Here is a 16,050-nt window from a genome sequence, read left to right on the forward strand (position 1 = left end):
TTTCCGTCAACGTCAGCGCAAGGCGGCGATCCTTATGGCCGGACATCGCACAACCCCGCGCCGAGTGAACTCTGCCCGCTCGCCCAGTGTCTGTCTGCTGTCGGCCCAGCGGGTAGGCTGCATGGCCATTTGCCCACCAGCAATGGCGCGCAGCAGCCCCCTGAACGCGTATCTGTTTTATGGCAATTCGCCTGGCCGGCGTTTATCGCACCCGTTTCAGGGTTTCGCTCATCGCCATATGAAGATTGCCGCATGTCTCTATCCCGTCAGTTCAACGCCCGCTTTACCCCCCTCCTAGCTTTAAGTGCTTGCCTGCTAACTAGCGTTACCGCGCACGCTGAAGACACTAACCGTGCGGCTCGCTGGGTCAGCGACAGCCTGAATACCTATGTCCGCAGCGGCCCAACCGACGGCTACCGCATCGTCGGCACCCTGAGCTCCGGGCAGAAAGTGACGTTACTGCGCAGCGACGGCGATTACAGCCAGGTACGTGGCGACAGCGGCAATGCGGTATGGATTGCCAGCCGTGACCTGCAGGACGTACCCGGCCAAGCCGAACGCCTGCCGCAGCTGGAGCAGAAAGTAGCCGAGCTGAGTGCCGAGCTGGACGGCATCAACGACACCTGGAACACCCGCGTGCAAGGCATGCAGGAAACTCTCGACTCGCGCAAAAACCTGATCGACGAATTGCAGAGCGCACGCACCACGCTAGACAGCCAGCTGAGTCAGGCCAACGCCGACGTACGCGAACTGCAAGCGCAACTCGGCGAGGAAAACCAGCAGGTGCTGATGCGCTATATGGTGTATGGCGGCGCGATCGCGGGTGCCGGGCTGGCCGCCGGGCTGATCCTGCCGACGCTGCTGCGGGTGCGGCGCAAGCGTAATGATCAGTGGATCTGATCAGCTGAAATGCGGCTCGCATTAATGCTCAAGCTCCCGACCTGACTGCACACTCAAGCGCAAACCGCACCCACAGAGGTTGAGTCGGGCAGCAGACAGTGGTTAGTGCAACTGCGAGCTATATTGTTTAGTAAGTGCTGGGAACCCTGGCATGGGTGGAGTGACCGCTCGCGGTAATTCCAAGTCAACCTGCAGGAGTAAACGCTATGACTTTAATGAGATCTGCCAAACCCATTATCTCAATCATGCTCAGCGTTGTTTTCATGCTGACCAGCATCGGCAGCGTGTCCGCGCGAACAGCCATGGTCGGGACCCACGAAATGATCGCCGAACAGCAAGTGAGCGTTGATCGTCAGTCGTTAAAGCACATGCTCAGCGACCAAGACGTTCAAGATAAGCTGGCATCCATGGGGGTTACCCCTGAGCAGGTGGAACAGCGGATCAACAGCCTGACCCCAAGCGAACTGGCCAGCTTTAACAGCCAATTAAGCGCAGCGCCGAGTGGTGCCGGGGTGGCTGGCATCATCGTCCTGTTCTTGCTGGTGTTCATCCTCACCGATGCGCTGTGCGTCACCGACATCTTCAGCTTCGTTCGTTGCGCGCGCTAATCCGCCATGGCTGAGTTACGTCTACTGCTCCTCACAGGCTTGCTGCTGTTGCTGTCCGCCTGTGCAGGGCAGTCGACGTATATGCCCTCTCAGGCAGATCTCGACCAACTGCCCAGCAACACCTATATCGAACAGGTGCATTTCTACGCCCAAGACGACTATCAATGTGGCCCGGCGTCTCTGGCCATGCTCCTCAGTCAACGCGGCTTCAGCGACACCCCGGAAAGCCTCAAAGATCGCGTCTATCTTCCACAACGCCTAGGCAGCTTGCAGGTTGAGATGGTTGCCGCCGCCCGTGAACACGGCCTGCTGGTCTACCCACTTGAGCACACGCTACTTGCGCTGCTGCGTGAAGTGGCCGCCGGCAACGCAGTTCTGGTCATGCAGAACCTGGGGTTTAACTGGATGCCGCAATGGCACTATGCGGTGGTCGTCGGTTACGACCTCAATACCCAGGAAATCATCCTGCACAGCGGAACCAACAAAGCTCAACGCGAGCCGTTTAACCTGTTTATGCGCCTGTGGAATAGAACCGAACGCTGGGCGGTTATCGCCCTACCTGCGGATCAACTGCCGGCCAAGGCGGAGCCACTGGTCTATCTGCGTGCGGCCAGCGACTTGGAGCAAAGCCGACAGCTGGACGCGGCCAAGCGCGCGTACACAACCGCCTTGCACGCCTGGCCTGACCAGGCCGCCGCGCGTTTGGGCTTAGGCAATGTGGCCTGGGCGCAAAACCAACCTGAGCATGCCGTTGCGCAGTTCCGTGCTTTAGTCAGCGATTTTCCAACGCTCAAGGCGGGCTGGAATAACTTGGCGGTGGCGCTTGCAGCAGTCGGTTGCACCCAGGCGGTCCGCCAGGCAGAAGCCTGCGCCAACGGAACGCAAGCACAAACAGCCTCAGCGCTGCCGCAAGCTGATCCGCCCAGTTGCGCGATACCCGCCTGTCCGTAAGCGCTATTGCTGACGCCGAGGCACAAAAATGCCCTCACTCGTCCCGCGTCAGCACTTCCAGCAGTTCGATCTCAAAAATCAGGTTGGAATTCGGCTTGATATGCGCGCCGAACTCACGCTCGCCGTAGCCCAGATGCGCGGGCACGAACAGCTTGCGCTTGCCACCCACCTTCATGCCCATCATGCCGATGTCCCAACCCTTGATCACGCGGCCGGTGCCGATCACGCACTGGAAGGGTTTGCCGCGATCATAGGATGAGTCGAACTTGCGGCCATCTTCCAGATACCCGTGGTATTGCGTAGTGATCAGTGCACCTTTGACCACTTCTTTACCGTCTCCCAGCTGAATATCTTCAATCACTAATTCGTTGTTCATTGCTCGCTCTCTTCTCTGCTTCCGGAAGCTCTGCGCCAGCACGGCAGGCTTATGTTTAGCAGACCACTGCCAGGCCTGATCAGTCACTTATGCGCCATCACCATCATAACCAAAGACTCAATACGGCCTTGCTTGCGCGGGTAAAGCGAAGGATGGCGGAGTGCTCAGCCACACGCACCACCCGTGCTACAGTCGCGCCCTGCGCAACCCTGGCCCAAGGCGACGAAGAGCAATTATGCAAACCCCGGCACTGACTGGCGAACTCGAAGACTGGAGCGCCCTAAGCAACAGCATCAACTTCCCCGAACTGCTGATCGGCAACGGCGCGAGCCTGGCGGTATGGCGCAAGTTCGCTTACTTCTCGCTGTTTGACGAAGCGCAAACCACCCAGAACCGTCCACTCAGCCCAACCGAACTGAGCGTGTTCCGCGCGCTGGACACCAGCAACTTCGAGCAGGTACTTAGCGCGCTGAAGAACAGCATCCGAGTGAATGCCGCACTGACCATCAACTCGTCATCGCCACGCCATCGCTACTTCGCCATCAAGGAAGCGCTGATTCACGCCGTGCGTTCGCTGCACATTCCCTGGAGCCAGATGCAGGCCAGCAGCCTGGCGCGCATCAACAGCGCACTCAGCCAGTACCAGACGGTTTATTCGGGCAATTACGACCTGCTCAACTACTGGGCCGTGATGCAAAATCCGCAGGCGTTCGAGCAGATGTTCCGTGGCCCCGACTCAACCTTTGAGCCTGGCAACCATGCGCGCCAGAGCGACGCCACACGCATGCTCTACCTGCATGGCGGCATGCACCTGGTGAAGAACCTCGACGGCAGCACGCGCATCCTCAACTCCTCGGAAAGCACCCTGCTGGCCAGCTTCGCCATCAACCACTTGGGCGATATTCCGCTGTTCGTCAACGAGGGCAGCAGCGCCGACAAGCTCAAGGCCATTCGCAGCTCCGACTATTTGTCGTACTGCTACAGCCAGTTGGCTAGCCCCAAACAAGCCCTGTGCATCTTCGGCCACAACCTGGCGGCGCAAGACCAGCACCTGGTCCAGGCCTTGCTGCAAGCCGGACTGAAAACCCTGGCCATCTCGATCTACCCGCACAACCCGCTGTTTATCCAGCAGCAGAAGCAGCACTACGCCGCGCTGTTCGCCGGGCAGGAGGTGCAGTTGCGTTTCTTCGATGCGCTGAGCCACCCACTGGGTGATCCAGCGCTGCGCGTGGCAGTTCCCCCGGCGCAGTAAATCCGCTACTGGCTGATTGCGCGCAGCACACTCAGCTCGGCCGGTCCACGGCGTTGGCTGAGATAACGGGTGCAGCTGACGCGCAGAAACGAGGCGAAGTTCACCACTTCGCCACGGTAGTCCATGACCTCGTCGTACAACTTGGTAATCAACTGATTGGTGGTCATGCCATCGACTTCGGCAATCTCGCGCAGGATGTCCCAGAACTGGTTTTCCAGGCGCAGGGTGGTGACCACGCCGCGAATCCGCAGCGAGCGGGCGCGGGACTCGTAGAGAATCGGATCGGCTTTGACATAGAGCTCGCACATGGCCGCTCGCCTCCTTGAATGCCGGGGCCTTAACAGCCCCGGCGTTACCCACAGCTTACAGGCTGATCTGCGTACCGAGCAGACCGAGGAACGCCGCCAGCCAGTTGGGATGCGCCGGCCAAGCCGGAGCGGTGACCAGATTGCCCTGCACATGGGCCTGGTCCACGGCGATGTCGATGTACTGCCCGCCCGCCAGCTTCACCTCCGGCGCGCAGGCAGGGTAAGCACTGCATTCACGGCCTTTTAGTACGCCGGCAGCAGCCAGCAACTGCGCACCATGACAGACCGCCGCAATCGGCTTGCCGGCCTGATCGAAGGCCTGCACCAGCGCCAGCACCTGCTCATTCAACCGCAGGTACTCCGGCGCACGACCACCCGGCACCACGAGGGCGTCATAGTCAGCGGCGTTAACCTGGGCGAAATCGAAGTTCAGGGCGAAGTTATGCCCCGGTTTTTCGCTGTAGGTCTGCTCACCTTCAAAGTCGTGGATGGCGGTGCGCACGCTTTGACCGGCAGTCTTGTCCGGGCACACGGCATGCACCTGATGACCGACCATCAGCAGCGCCTGAAACGGCACCATCACTTCGTAGTCTTCGACGTAGTCGCCGACCAGCATAAGAATTTTTTTCGCGGCCATGTGCGTGCTCCCTTTATTGGTTGATAAGCACAGAGTGTTGACCCGATTAGTCAGGTGCGGGTAATAACCCGGTACTACAGGGCGAATCGCGGATAAACGGCGCACAGCAAATAAACAGGGAGCGAGCCGGGCCTCACAGGAAACCCGGCGTGTTGATGGCGTTACTCGAGCACTTCTTCATCACGGTGCAGCACATAGGTGCAGCCCGTGTCGTCATCCAGATAATCGTGCACGTAATACATCACCACCTCACCCAGGCTCGGCTGAGCCGCGACATAGTCGCCGATGTCCACGGTGAAGTGGCTCTTCGAGCCAGGCTTGGCTTCGCATTCAATACGCGCATTGACGAACAGCTCCGGCGCGCTGTCGCCGAAATACTCTTCCCGCTCAGCCGCATCCCAGTCAGCGGGTGCCTCAAACGGGCCGCAGAACAGTACCTTGGCATCCCCCAGATCCACTTCCTCTGCATCCGGGTCCTGGTCCTGTTCATCGGCGCGATAGACCGTGCAGTCTTGCGCTTGCGGGTTTTGCAGGAGGGCCAAACGGGCCGCCAGTTGTTGCTCAGTATCCATAGGGGGCATAACTATCTCCGAGCGTATGGCGCTTAAGGTCCAGGGTGAATTAGCGGCTGCTGAGGTTTCACTTAAGCCGCCTTGCCGCGCAATCCGCAAGCACGTAGCCAATCCTCAGCAGGCCTAACCATGCCCGGTTTAGCGGCGCTTAGCGAGCGAAAGTCCACCGATAAAATAGACAGTAACAACTCCACCCGAGCCGCCGGCACATGCTCAGCAGGGCCGGGCTATCACAGCTTGCCGCGACGCTGCGCACGCTCTTCACGGCGCGCCTGCTGTTGCACTTCGGCCAGTACTTCCTGCACATAATCAATGTGCCGGTTGGACAGCGTGCGCGCCTCTTCGGCGCGACCTTCGATAATCGCCTGATACAAGCCGCGATGCTGCTCAATCAGCATGTCGCGGGTCTCATCGCGCTGGGCATACATGCCGCCAATGTTGGTCACCACGTTGCGTTTGAGTAGGGCGAACAAGCCGCGAATGGTGTGCAGCAGGACGGCGTTATGGCTGGCCTCGGCAATGGCCAAGTGAAAGCGCGCATCGGCCGCGCCCTCTTCCGCACGGGTCACCTTGCCGCTGCGACTGTAGCAGTCCTGCAAGGCGGCAAAGGCCTCAGCCAGACACTGACGATCCAGCTCGGTGGCCCGCTGCGCTGCGTAATACGCACAGGAGCCTTCCAGGGTGTGGCGAAACTCCAGCAAGTCGCGCTGAGCCTCTGGGTTGCTTTCCAGCAAATGCAGCAATGGGTCACTGAAGGTCGAACCCAAGGTCTCGGCCACATAGTTACCACCGCCTTGCCGACTGACCAGCAACCCCTTGGCTGCGAGCTTCTGAATCGCCTCACGCAACGACGGCCGGGATACCCCGAACTGTTCAGCCAACACGCGCTCGGCCGGCAGTCGCTCACCGGTTTTCAGGGTGCCTTCGAGAATCATGGTTTCCAGCTGACTGACGATATCGTCCGACAAACGGCGCTGACGCACCGACCCTACTTCCATCGTCCACACTCCATTGGTTTGACCGTCTATCACGGCCTATCACGCGCTCTGCAAGCCAGCCTATCGCTCACTCAGCGGGCAGGCAAGCTGGCGATTTTCGACCAAAGTCGTAAGGCAGCTCATTGACAGGCCGAAGCCGTCACTCTTACTCTGGCCAGGCAGATTTGTAAATTGGTATTACCAATTTATGAATATAAGATAATTCCAAGAGTTCACCGAGGTCTTTCCCATGCCGGCTTTTGCCCACCTACTCGCCATACCGCTGCACCTGCACTCATCCAAACGCATCGCGCAGCGCTAGGGGGCCACCATGTCGACAGGTCTTCTTGCTCTCTTAGCTTTCTCGCCGATTCTACTGGCCGCTATTTTGCTGATCGGCCTGCGCTGGCCGGCCAAACACGCCATGCCGCTGGTCTACTTGCTCACCGCTGCCGTTGGCCTGTTCGCCTGGGACATGAGCGTTAACCGTGTACTGGCCTCCACCGTGCAGGGTCTGCTGATCACCCTCGGGTTGTTGTGGATCATCTTCGGCGCGATATTGCTGCTCAACACGCTCAAGCACTCCGGCGGCATCACCGCGATTCGTGCCGGCTTTGCCACCATCAGCCCGGACCGGCGCATTCAGGCGATTATCATTGCCTGGCTGTTCGGTTGCTTTATCGAAGGCGCGTCCGGTTTCGGCACACCCGCCGCCATCGCCGCGCCACTGCTGGTGGCCATCGGCTTCCCGGCCATGGCCGCCGTGCTGATGGGCATGCTGGTGCAAAGCACACCCGTCTCCTTTGGCGCGGTGGGTACGCCGATCATCGTCGGGGTCAACACCGGCCTGGACTCGGCCACCATCGGCGCGCAGCTGGTTGAGCAAGGCTCGTCCTGGGCGCAGTTCCTGCAACTGATCACCAGTGAAGTGGCGGTCATCCACGCCATTGTCGGCACCGTGATGCCGCTGGTGATGGTGCTGATGCTGACGCGTTTCTTCGGCACCGAAAAAAGCTGGAAAGCCGGGTTTGCGGTGCTGCCGTTTGCCCTGTTCGCCGGCCTGGCGTTCACCATCCCTTACGCCCTGACCGGCATCTTCCTCGGCCCAGAATTCCCCTCACTGGGCGGCGGCTTGATTGGCCTGGCAATTGTCACCAGCGCCGCGCGCATGGGCTTTCTGCTGCCGAAAACCACCTGGGACTTCGCCCCGGCGGACAAGTGGCCGGCTGAATGGCTGGGCACTGTGGAGATGAAACTCGACCAGCTCACCGCCAAGCCGATGAGCGCCCTGCGTGCCTGGCTGCCCTATGTGCTGGTCGGCGCACTGCTGGTCATCAGCCGGATCTTCCCGGAAGTCAGCGCGGCACTGAAAGGCGTGATGCTGAACTTCCCTGACCTGCTCGGTGAAACCGGGGTCAGCGCCAACTTCCAGCCGCTGTACCTGCCTGGCGGTATTTTGGTGACAGTAGTGCTCGCCACCTTCTTCATCCACGGCATGAAATTGCGCGAACTCGGCAGTGCGGTTAAGGAATCCTCCAGCGTGCTGCTCAGCGCCGGCTTCGTGTTGCTGTTTACCGTGCCAATGGTGCGCATCCTGATTAACTCCGGGGTCAACGCCGCCGAGTTGTCGAGCATGCCGATCCTGATGGCGCGCTGGGTGGCCGACAGCGTCGGCGGCATTTACCCGCTGCTGGCACCAAGCGTCGGGGCGCTGGGCGCGTTTATTGCCGGCTCCAACACCGTCAGCAACATGATGTTCAGCCAGTTCCAGTTTGGCGTGGCCAACAGCCTGGGCATCTCCAGCGCGCTGATCGTCGCGGTCCAAGCCATCGGCGCTGCCGCAGGCAACATGGTCGCGATCCACAACGTGGTGGCGGCCTCGGCCACGGTCGGTCTGCTTGGCCGTGAAGGCAACATCCTGCGCAAGACAGTCTGGCCTACCCTGTACTACGTACTGTTTACCGGCCTGATCGCACTGTTTGCCGTCTATGTGCTAGGCATCAGCGACCCGCTGATGGCTGGCTAATAACCGCCTGGGGCGCGCGACACGCAGCGCCCCAGCCGTTGTAGCAACCCTTTTCCCCACTTGGGTGACTCCATGATCATTTCTGCCTCCACTGACTACCGCGCCGCTGCCCAGCGCCGGCTGCCACCGTTTCTGTTCCACTACCTCGACGGCGGCGCGTATGCCGAGCACACGCTCAAGCGCAACGTCTCCGACCTGGCGGATATCGCCCTGCGCCAGCGCGTGCTGCGCAATATGTCCGAGTTGAGCCTGGAAACCCGCCTGTTCAATGAAACCCTGAGCATGCCGGTGGTTCTGGCCCCAGTTGGCTTGACCGGCATGTTCGCCCGCCGTGGTGAAGTGCAAGCAGCCAAGGCGGCAGCGGCCAAGGGCATTCCCTTTACCCTGTCCACCGTGTCGGTGTGCCCGATCGAGGAAGTCGCCCCGGCGATCGACCGGCCCATGTGGTTTCAGCTGTATGTGCTGAAAGACCGTGGTTTTATGAAGAACGCCCTGGAGCGCGCCAAAGCGGCCGGCGTCACCACCCTGGTGTTCACCGTCGACATGCCGGTGCCCGGCGCCCGCTACCGCGATGCTCACTCCGGCATGAGCGGCCCGAATGCACCGCTGCGGCGCATGCTGCAGGCCATGACCCACCCTATCTGGGCCTGGGATGTTGGCCTGCTGGGCAAACCACATGACCTGGGCAATATCTCCACCTACCGTGGCAACCCCACCGGCTTGGCCGATTACATCGGTTGGCTGGGCAACAACTTCGACCCGTCGATCAGCTGGAAGGACCTGGAGTGGATTCGTGAGTTCTGGGACGGCCCGATGGTGATCAAAGGCATCCTCGACCCGCAGGATGCCAAGGATGCGGTGAGCTTCGGTGCCGACGGCATCGTCGTTTCCAACCATGGTGGCCGTCAGCTCGATGGCGTGCTCTCAAGCGCCCGTGCCATGCCGGCGATTGCCGATGCGGTTAAAGGTGATTTGGCGATTCTCGCCGACTCCGGCATTCGCTCCGGGCTGGACGTGGTGCGCATGCTCGCCCTCGGTGCCGACACCGTGATGCTCGGTCGCGCCTTTGTCTACGCCCTGGCCGTTGCTGGCGAAGCGGGCGTAAGCAACCTGCTGGAGTTGATTGATAAAGAAATGCGCGTGGCCATGGTGCTGACCGGGGCCAAATCGATCAGCGAGATCAGCGCTGACTCGCTGGTGCGTGAACTGCACCACGCCGCATCCTGACCCTGGAGCCTGCATGAGCCTGCCTGCCGCCTTTATTGCCGCCGTCGAAAACCTGATCCCCGTTGAACGCCGCTTCGATGACCCGCTGTCGACCCTGGCCTTCGGCACCGACGCCAGCTTTTATCGACTGATTCCCAAGTTGGTGCTGCGCGTCGAAGCAGAGTTAGAGGTGGTTGAGCTGCTCAAGCTGGCAGGCGCACATCAGGTGCCAGTGACCTTTCGCGCCGCCGGCACCAGTCTGTCTGGCCAGGCCATCAGCGACTCGGTGTTGATCGTCCTGGGCGACAACTGGAATGGCCGGGAGATTCGTGGCCAGGGCACGCAGATTCGCCTGCAACCCGGCGTCATTGGCGCGGCGGCTAATGCCGTGCTGGCGCCCTTTCAACGCAAGATCGGCCCCGACCCGGCATCGATCAATGCCTGCAAGATCGGCGGTATCGTCGCCAACAATGCCAGCGGCATGTGCTGCGGCACCGCGCAAAACAGCTACCACACCCTGGCCGGCATCCGTCTGGTGCTGGCTGACGGCAGCGTATTGGACACAGAAGACCCGCTCAGCGTGTCGCGCTTTTTCGCCACCCACGCCGAGCTGCTGGAGCAGTTGAGCCAGCTGGGCAAACAGACCCGCGCCAACAGCGCACTGGCGGCGAAAATTCGCCACAAATACCGCCTAAAAAACACCACCGGTTTGTCCCTTAACGCCCTGGTGGATTTCGACCAGCCGCTGGATATTCTCAGCCACCTGCTGGTCGGCTCCGAAGGCACCCTGGGGTTTATCAGCGCGGTGACCTACAACACCGTGCCTGATTACCCGCACAAGGCCAGCGCCCTGCTGGTGTTCCCTGACGTGGAAAGCTGCTGCCGCGCGGTCACCGTGCTCAAGCAACAACCGGTGTCCGCCGTTGAGCTACTGGACCGCCGCAGCCTGCGCTCGGTGCAGAACAAGCCCGGCATGCCGGAATGGGTCAAGGATCTGTCCGCCAACGCCTGCGCCCTGTTGATCGAATCCCGCGCGGCCAAGCAAAGCCTGCTGCACGAACAGCTGCAACAAATCATGGCCTCGATCGCTGAATTCCCCTTGGACAAACAAGTGGATTTCAGCGAAGACCCGGCCGTTTACAACCTGCTGTGGAAGATCCGCAAGGACACCTTCCCAGCTGTCGGTGCGGTGCGCCAGACCGGCACCACGGTGATCATCGAGGACGTGACCTTCCCCATCGAGCAACTCGCCGAAGGGGTTAACCGCCTGCTCGCGCTGTTCGACAAACACGGTTACGACGAGGCGATCATTTTCGGCCACGCCCTGGAAGGCAACCTGCACTTCGTCTTCACCCAGGGCTTTGATAGCGAAGCAGAGAAAACCCGCTACGCCGCCTTTATGGACGACGTCGCCCAGTTGGTCGCGGTGGAGTTTGGCGGCTCACTGAAAGCCGAACACGGCACCGGGCGCAACATGGCACCCTTCGTCGAGCTGGAATGGGGTCAAGACGCTTACCAGCTGATGTGGCAGATCAAGCGCCTGCTCGACCCCAAAGGCATCCTCAACCCGGATGTAGTGCTCTCGGATGACCCGCAGCTGCACCTGAAAAACCTCAAGCCGCTGCCGGCTGCCGACGAGATCGTCGACACCTGCATCGAGTGTGGCTTCTGCGAGCCGGTATGCCCCTCCAAGGGGCTGACCCTGAGCCCGCGCCAACGCATCGTGATCTGGCGTGACATTCAGGCGAAGAAGCGCGCCGGTGTCGATACCCAGGAGCTGGAGGCGGCCTACCAATACCACGGCATCGACACCTGCGCCGCCACCGGCCTGTGCGCGCAACGCTGCCCGGTGGGCATCAACACCGGCGATTTAGTCCGGCAGCTGCGCGGCCGTGATGCCGATAAGCAACGTCGCGCCGACTGGCTGGCGAATAACTTCCAGCGTGCCATGCAGGGCGCGCGGGTCATGCTGCACGTGGCCAACGGCGCACGCATGCTCATGGGCGCGCCCCTGCTCAGCCGTGCCTCGGCGGCCATCAGCAAAGCCAGCCATGGCCGTGTACCGCAATGGACCCCGGCCATGCCACAGCCGCTGCAGCGCCTGCAGCTGCCAACCGCCTGCGACGACGCGCGCCCCCGAGTGGTTTACTTGGCTGCCTGCGTCTCCCGCGCCATGGGCCCGGCGGCCACCGATGCCGAGCAAGTACCGCTGCTCGAGAAAACCCGCGCCTTGCTGGAAAAAGGCGGTTTTAACGTGGTGTTTCCGGCTGATCTGGACAGCCTCTGCTGCGGCCAGCCGTTCGCCTCCAAAGGCTATGCCGAGCAAGCCGAACGCAAGAAGCAGGAGCTGATCGACGCCCTGCTCAAGGCCAGCCGTGGCGGCCTCGACCCCATCTACTGCGACACCAGCCCCTGCACCCTGCGCTTGCTTGAAGACGGCCTGGACAGCCGACTCAAGCTGCACGACCCGGTAAAATTTATCCGCGAGCAGTTGCTCGAACGCTTAGACATCACCCCGCAAAACAAACCCGTTGCGGTGCATGTCACCTGCAGCACCCAACATCTAGGTGAGGCACAGGGGTTGATCGACATCGTCCGCCGCTGCACCACTGAAGTGGTTATTCCGGAAGGCATTCATTGCTGCGGCTTTGCCGGTGACAAGGGCTTTACCACCCCCGAGCTGAACAGCCACGCCCTGCGCAGCTTGAAGTCAGCGGTGCAATATTGCGAAGAAGGCATCAGCACCAGCCGCACCTGCGAAATCGGCCTGAGCCAACATGGCGGTATCGATTACCACGGGCTGGTGTATCTGCTGGACCGGGTCAGCAGCACGCGCTAAACAGCCAGCAGACCAACGGCGCAGCCAGCCGGTGCGGGCTTTCTATACTTAAAGCCCACCGCCCCTGTTGGAGAATGACCATGCGCCGTCTTGCCGTTTTTCTTGCCACCGCGTTACTCAGCACCTCACTCTGGGCCATGCACTGCCCAGCCGATATGGCCAAGATCGATGCACTGCTAAAAACCAACCCGCCAAGCGATGCCGCAGTACTTGCACAGGTGCAACAACTGCGTAGCGAAGGTGAAGACTTGCACAAGGCCGGTGATCACAGCGGATCGGTCAAGGCGCTGGGCGAGGCCTTGCAACTGCTCGACGCCAGCGAATAAGCGCAAACGTGACAAGCCGGGTTTATCGACCTAGCTCACAGCGCTGCAACAGCACTCAAAGCGCTTGCCCTAACAGGTCAAGCGCCACGCCGCGCACCTGGCCCAAGTCAATTGGCTTGGCCAGGCAGGCTTGCGCACCGCGCCGGCGAGCGTCGGCAAACACCGCCTCATCCGCAGCCGCACTGATGACCAATACCGGCACCTTCTGCAAACGCGGACTATGCCGCATCGCGTCAAGCACCTGCATACCGTCACCATCGGGTAAATCCAGATCAAGCAACAGCAGCGCCGGGGTGCATTGCTCCAACGCCACCAGAGCCTGCTGAACCGACCCCGCACCACGCACCTCGGCAAACTCACGCAGCGCTTCCTGCACCACTCTCAAGCAGGCAGGGTGATCTTCTATACACAACACCTCGGCCAATCTATTAGGCAGTGCCGGCACCGCATCCACACTCGCTTCAACCTGCACAGTCGGTGCCGCCGCACCCGGCAGGTCGATCCAGAAACGGCTACCCAGGCCAACGCTGCTGCTAAAGCCCATCTCGCCAGCCATTAAAATGGCCAGCTCGCGGCACAGCACCAGGCCGATCCCGGTGCCTGGAATATTGGAGTTCTCGCGACCCAGACGCTGGAACGGCTGGAACAGGTTGGCTTGCTGCTCCGCGCTTAACCCTGCGCCGTTATCCTCAACCCACAACCGCACACAGTCCGGGCGCACTTCATAGCCCATGCGAATCAGGCCTTGCGGGCTGTTGTACTTAATCGCGTTGGACAATAGGTTGAGCAAGACCTGACGCACCCGGCGCATGTCCGCCTGCACATACAAGCCAGCGCTGGCCCCCGTCAGTACCTGCAACTGCAATTGGCGCTGCTGCACCTCCGGCTGCACCAACTCGGCGCAACCATGCAGCAGCGCGCCCACTTCCACCGGCTGCAACTTGAGCTGCTGACGGCGGCTCTCAATGCTCGACAGATCAAGAATATCGTCCACCAGTGAGGTCAGGTGGCGACTGGCATTGATGATCTCACGGGCGTAATCGGCCTCCTGCTGGGCCTCTGGCTTGTCTTGCACCTCTAGCTCGATCAACTGGCCAAAGCCATATATGGCATTGAGCGGCGTACGCAACTCGTGGCTCATGCTCGACAGAAAACGGCTCTTAGCCTGACTGGCGGCTCGCGCGTCCAGGCTGGCGCGGCGCAGATCTTCCTGTACTTGCTTGAGCCGAGTGATATCGACATGGGTGCCCGCCGCGCGCAGGACACGCCCCTGGCTATCACGCTCAAGAACCTTGCCGCGACTGAGCAGCCAGACATAGTCGCCACGCGCATCGGCGTAGCGGTACTCCGCCTCGAAGCGCTCCTCACCACTCGCGACAAATAGCTGACGCAGATGACGAAGCCGCTCCAAATCATTGGGGTGTACGCGCTGGTTGAACTCACTGAAACTCATGTTCGCCTGCGTCAGACCGAAACGCTTGAGGAAACGCTCGCTGAGCGTGATGCGCAGGGCCTGCGCCTCAATCTCCCAAAGACTTTCCGTGGTGCTTTCCAACACTAGCTGGAGAATCCGCTGCGCCTGCACACGCTGGGCCTCACTGGCCTGCAACTGTTCGCCGGTGTGCTGCACCGCCGCCGCCATGCTGACCAGCTCGTCAATCTGACTATTCGGCGCGACTGGTTGATAGTTGCCCTGGCCCAGCTCGCGCATCATCCCGACCACCCCATCAATCGGCTGCACCAGCTGCTCGCTCAAGCGCCGCGAGCGTGACCACATAAAGGCAAAAAACAGTAGATAGAACAGCACCAGGCCGAAAATCAGCAGGTAACCGATGTGCAGGTAGCGTTCAGCCAAGCGGTTGGTCTGGCTGAAGATATTCGCCTCGTCGACCACCAACAGCAGTTGCCAGCCGGTCTGCGGAATCTCACTCCAGGCAATCAACTGCTTGCGCCCACCCAGCATGACTTCCTGCACATTGCCCCGCCCGGCCGCCATGGCCTGCAGCAGCGGTTGCATTTCCGCACGCTTGGCTAGGTTGAAGTCCTCAGGTTTGAGCACCTCCCGACGCACCGCCTCGGCATAGGAGTAGTCGGTCAATTCGCGCAGACCAAAGTCCGCTTCGCCGGCACTCGGCAACGCCATGATGTTGTGATCGCGGCTGACCAGCATGGCATAGCCCTGCCAAGGCACGCCCAATTCGCTGATCTCGCTGAGCATCTGCCCGACGGTAATATCCAGCCCCACGACACCTTCAAGAAAATCATCGCGATAAACCGGTGCCACCGCCGACATCATCCAACCCATGCCTGCCGGGTCGAGATAAACATCAGTCCAGGCCACCTTTCGCTCAGGGTTGTGCTTGGCATCAGCCAGGTAATAGAAGTTGTAATCAGGTATCACCATGTCATGGGGATACTGCTCGGGGGTCATAAAGAAGGGGTAGATGCGGTTGTAGCTGTCCCAGCTATTGAAATAGGCCGCCGCGACTCGTGGGTTGGCTGCCTGGATCGAACGCATCAAGGGATCAAGCTGCGCTAGGCGCAAGGCCTTGGCGTGGTCCTGCTGTGCCAGCGGCGTACTGTTGGCATAAAACGAAGCTGCCCGGCCGTCATCAGTGCGGCTGTAAAACACCCCGTTATCCGTCAACGCATGACGCTGGCGCTCCAGCGCATCGGGCTGAAACGTGTGATTCGCCAAGGCATTGGCGGCGGCATCACGAAAGATCTGCACCTGCGCCTCCACCGAACGCAGACGACCATTGATCACCTGCACCTCACGCGCTACGGCAGCCGACAAGTCATCTAGGGCGTTTTGCTGCAAATGCTCAATCTGCGCATCGCGAATCGCCGAATTGCTCAGCAGGTACACGGTGATCAGCACCGACTCGACCAGGATCAGCGGAACCAATGCACTCTGCACAAAAGCGCGCCAGATCCACTGACGTAAAGGGTAACGCGACGCGCGCGGCATACGGGGGTCTCATCCAAAAGACAAAGCGAATATGCAGGCTGTAATCATAGCCGGCAAAGCCCTTCAGCGTCCGCCTGGCAATTACCGGGTCGACGTTGTGG

Annotated in this window: 14 protein-coding genes; 8 read left to right on the forward strand and 6 right to left on the reverse strand. The window is 60.7% G+C overall.

Going from position 1 to position 16,050, the window contains the following annotated elements; translation table 11 throughout:
- Positions 1-252: 252 nt before the first annotated feature.
- The 3 genes from Q0V31_RS01540 to Q0V31_RS01550 all read left to right on the forward strand — a co-directional run bounded on the left by Q0V31_RS01540 (position 253) and on the right by Q0V31_RS01550 (position 2,459).
- Positions 253-900 (forward strand): TIGR04211 family SH3 domain-containing protein, encoded by a 648-nt coding sequence (locus tag Q0V31_RS01540; protein WP_298183670.1) that lies wholly within the window; start codon positions 253-255, stop codon positions 898-900.
- A 245-nt stretch (positions 901-1,145) separates the two neighbouring features.
- Positions 1,146-1,508 (forward strand): PA2779 family protein, encoded by a 363-nt coding sequence (locus tag Q0V31_RS01545; protein ID WP_298190861.1) that lies wholly within the window; start codon positions 1,146-1,148, stop codon positions 1,506-1,508.
- A 6-nt stretch (positions 1,509-1,514) separates the two neighbouring features.
- The gene (locus Q0V31_RS01550; protein WP_298183673.1) at positions 1,515-2,459 is read left to right on the forward strand and encodes a PA2778 family cysteine peptidase; all 945 of its coding nucleotides are present in this window, start codon (positions 1,515-1,517) and stop codon (positions 2,457-2,459) included.
- A gap of 34 nt (positions 2,460-2,493) precedes the next feature.
- On the opposite strand, the gene Q0V31_RS01555 is transcribed toward Q0V31_RS01550, so the two are convergent.
- Positions 2,494-2,835, reverse strand: a complete 342-nt coding sequence (locus Q0V31_RS01555) for an FKBP-type peptidyl-prolyl cis-trans isomerase (protein WP_298183675.1) — start codon at positions 2,833-2,835, stop codon at positions 2,494-2,496.
- Between the two features lie 235 nt (positions 2,836-3,070).
- On the opposite strand from Q0V31_RS01555, the gene Q0V31_RS01560 reads away from it, so the two are divergent.
- Entirely contained in the window at positions 3,071-4,087 is a 1,017-nt protein-coding gene (locus tag Q0V31_RS01560; protein ID WP_298183677.1) for a DUF4917 family protein, read from the forward strand.
- Between the two features lie 5 nt (positions 4,088-4,092).
- On the opposite strand, the gene Q0V31_RS01565 is transcribed toward Q0V31_RS01560, so the two are convergent.
- The 4 genes from Q0V31_RS01565 to Q0V31_RS01580 all read right to left on the reverse strand — a co-directional run bounded on the left by Q0V31_RS01565 (position 4,093) and on the right by Q0V31_RS01580 (position 6,602).
- On the reverse strand, positions 4,093-4,395 hold the full coding sequence (locus Q0V31_RS01565) for a ribbon-helix-helix domain-containing protein (protein ID WP_298183679.1): 303 nt from the start codon (positions 4,393-4,395) through the stop codon (positions 4,093-4,095).
- A 55-nt stretch (positions 4,396-4,450) separates the two neighbouring features.
- Positions 4,451-5,032 carry a DJ-1/PfpI family protein gene (locus Q0V31_RS01570; RefSeq protein WP_298183682.1) on the reverse strand — a complete coding sequence of 194 codons (582 nt, stop codon included), beginning with the start codon at positions 5,030-5,032 and terminating at the stop codon, positions 4,451-4,453.
- A 161-nt stretch (positions 5,033-5,193) separates the two neighbouring features.
- Positions 5,194-5,613: a hypothetical protein gene (locus Q0V31_RS01575; protein ID WP_298183689.1), complete on the reverse strand. Its 420-nt coding sequence runs from the start codon at positions 5,611-5,613 to the stop codon at positions 5,194-5,196.
- Between the two features lie 221 nt (positions 5,614-5,834).
- Positions 5,835-6,602, reverse strand: coding sequence for an FCD domain-containing protein (locus Q0V31_RS01580; RefSeq protein WP_298183693.1), 768 nt, complete (start codon positions 6,600-6,602; stop codon positions 5,835-5,837).
- Between the two features lie 310 nt (positions 6,603-6,912).
- Between Q0V31_RS01580 and Q0V31_RS01585 the strand changes: the two genes are divergently transcribed.
- The 4 genes from Q0V31_RS01585 (at position 6,913) to Q0V31_RS01600 (ending at position 12,978) form a co-directional block, all read left to right on the forward strand.
- Positions 6,913-8,607, forward strand: coding sequence for an L-lactate permease (locus tag Q0V31_RS01585; protein WP_298183695.1), 1,695 nt, complete (start codon positions 6,913-6,915; stop codon positions 8,605-8,607).
- A 72-nt stretch (positions 8,608-8,679) separates the two neighbouring features.
- The gene (lldD, locus tag Q0V31_RS01590; protein WP_298183698.1) at positions 8,680-9,834 is read left to right on the forward strand and encodes an FMN-dependent L-lactate dehydrogenase LldD; all 1,155 of its coding nucleotides are present in this window, start codon (positions 8,680-8,682) and stop codon (positions 9,832-9,834) included.
- Between the two features lie 13 nt (positions 9,835-9,847).
- On the forward strand, positions 9,848-12,652 hold the full coding sequence (locus tag Q0V31_RS01595; protein WP_298183700.1) for an FAD-binding and (Fe-S)-binding domain-containing protein: 2,805 nt from the start codon (positions 9,848-9,850) through the stop codon (positions 12,650-12,652).
- 80 nt (positions 12,653-12,732) lie between these two features.
- Positions 12,733-12,978 (forward strand): hypothetical protein, encoded by a 246-nt coding sequence (locus tag Q0V31_RS01600; protein ID WP_298183703.1) that lies wholly within the window; start codon positions 12,733-12,735, stop codon positions 12,976-12,978.
- Between the two features lie 55 nt (positions 12,979-13,033).
- Here Q0V31_RS01600 and Q0V31_RS01605 read toward each other — a convergent pair whose 3' ends face one another.
- On the reverse strand, positions 13,034-15,949 hold the full coding sequence (locus Q0V31_RS01605; protein WP_298183705.1) for an ATP-binding protein: 2,916 nt from the start codon (positions 15,947-15,949) through the stop codon (positions 13,034-13,036).
- Positions 15,950-16,050: the final 101 nt, after the last annotated feature.

Source organism: uncultured Pseudomonas sp. (genome assembly GCF_943846705.1).
In the GTDB taxonomy this organism is placed as follows: Bacteria; Pseudomonadota; Gammaproteobacteria; order Pseudomonadales; family Pseudomonadaceae; genus Aquipseudomonas.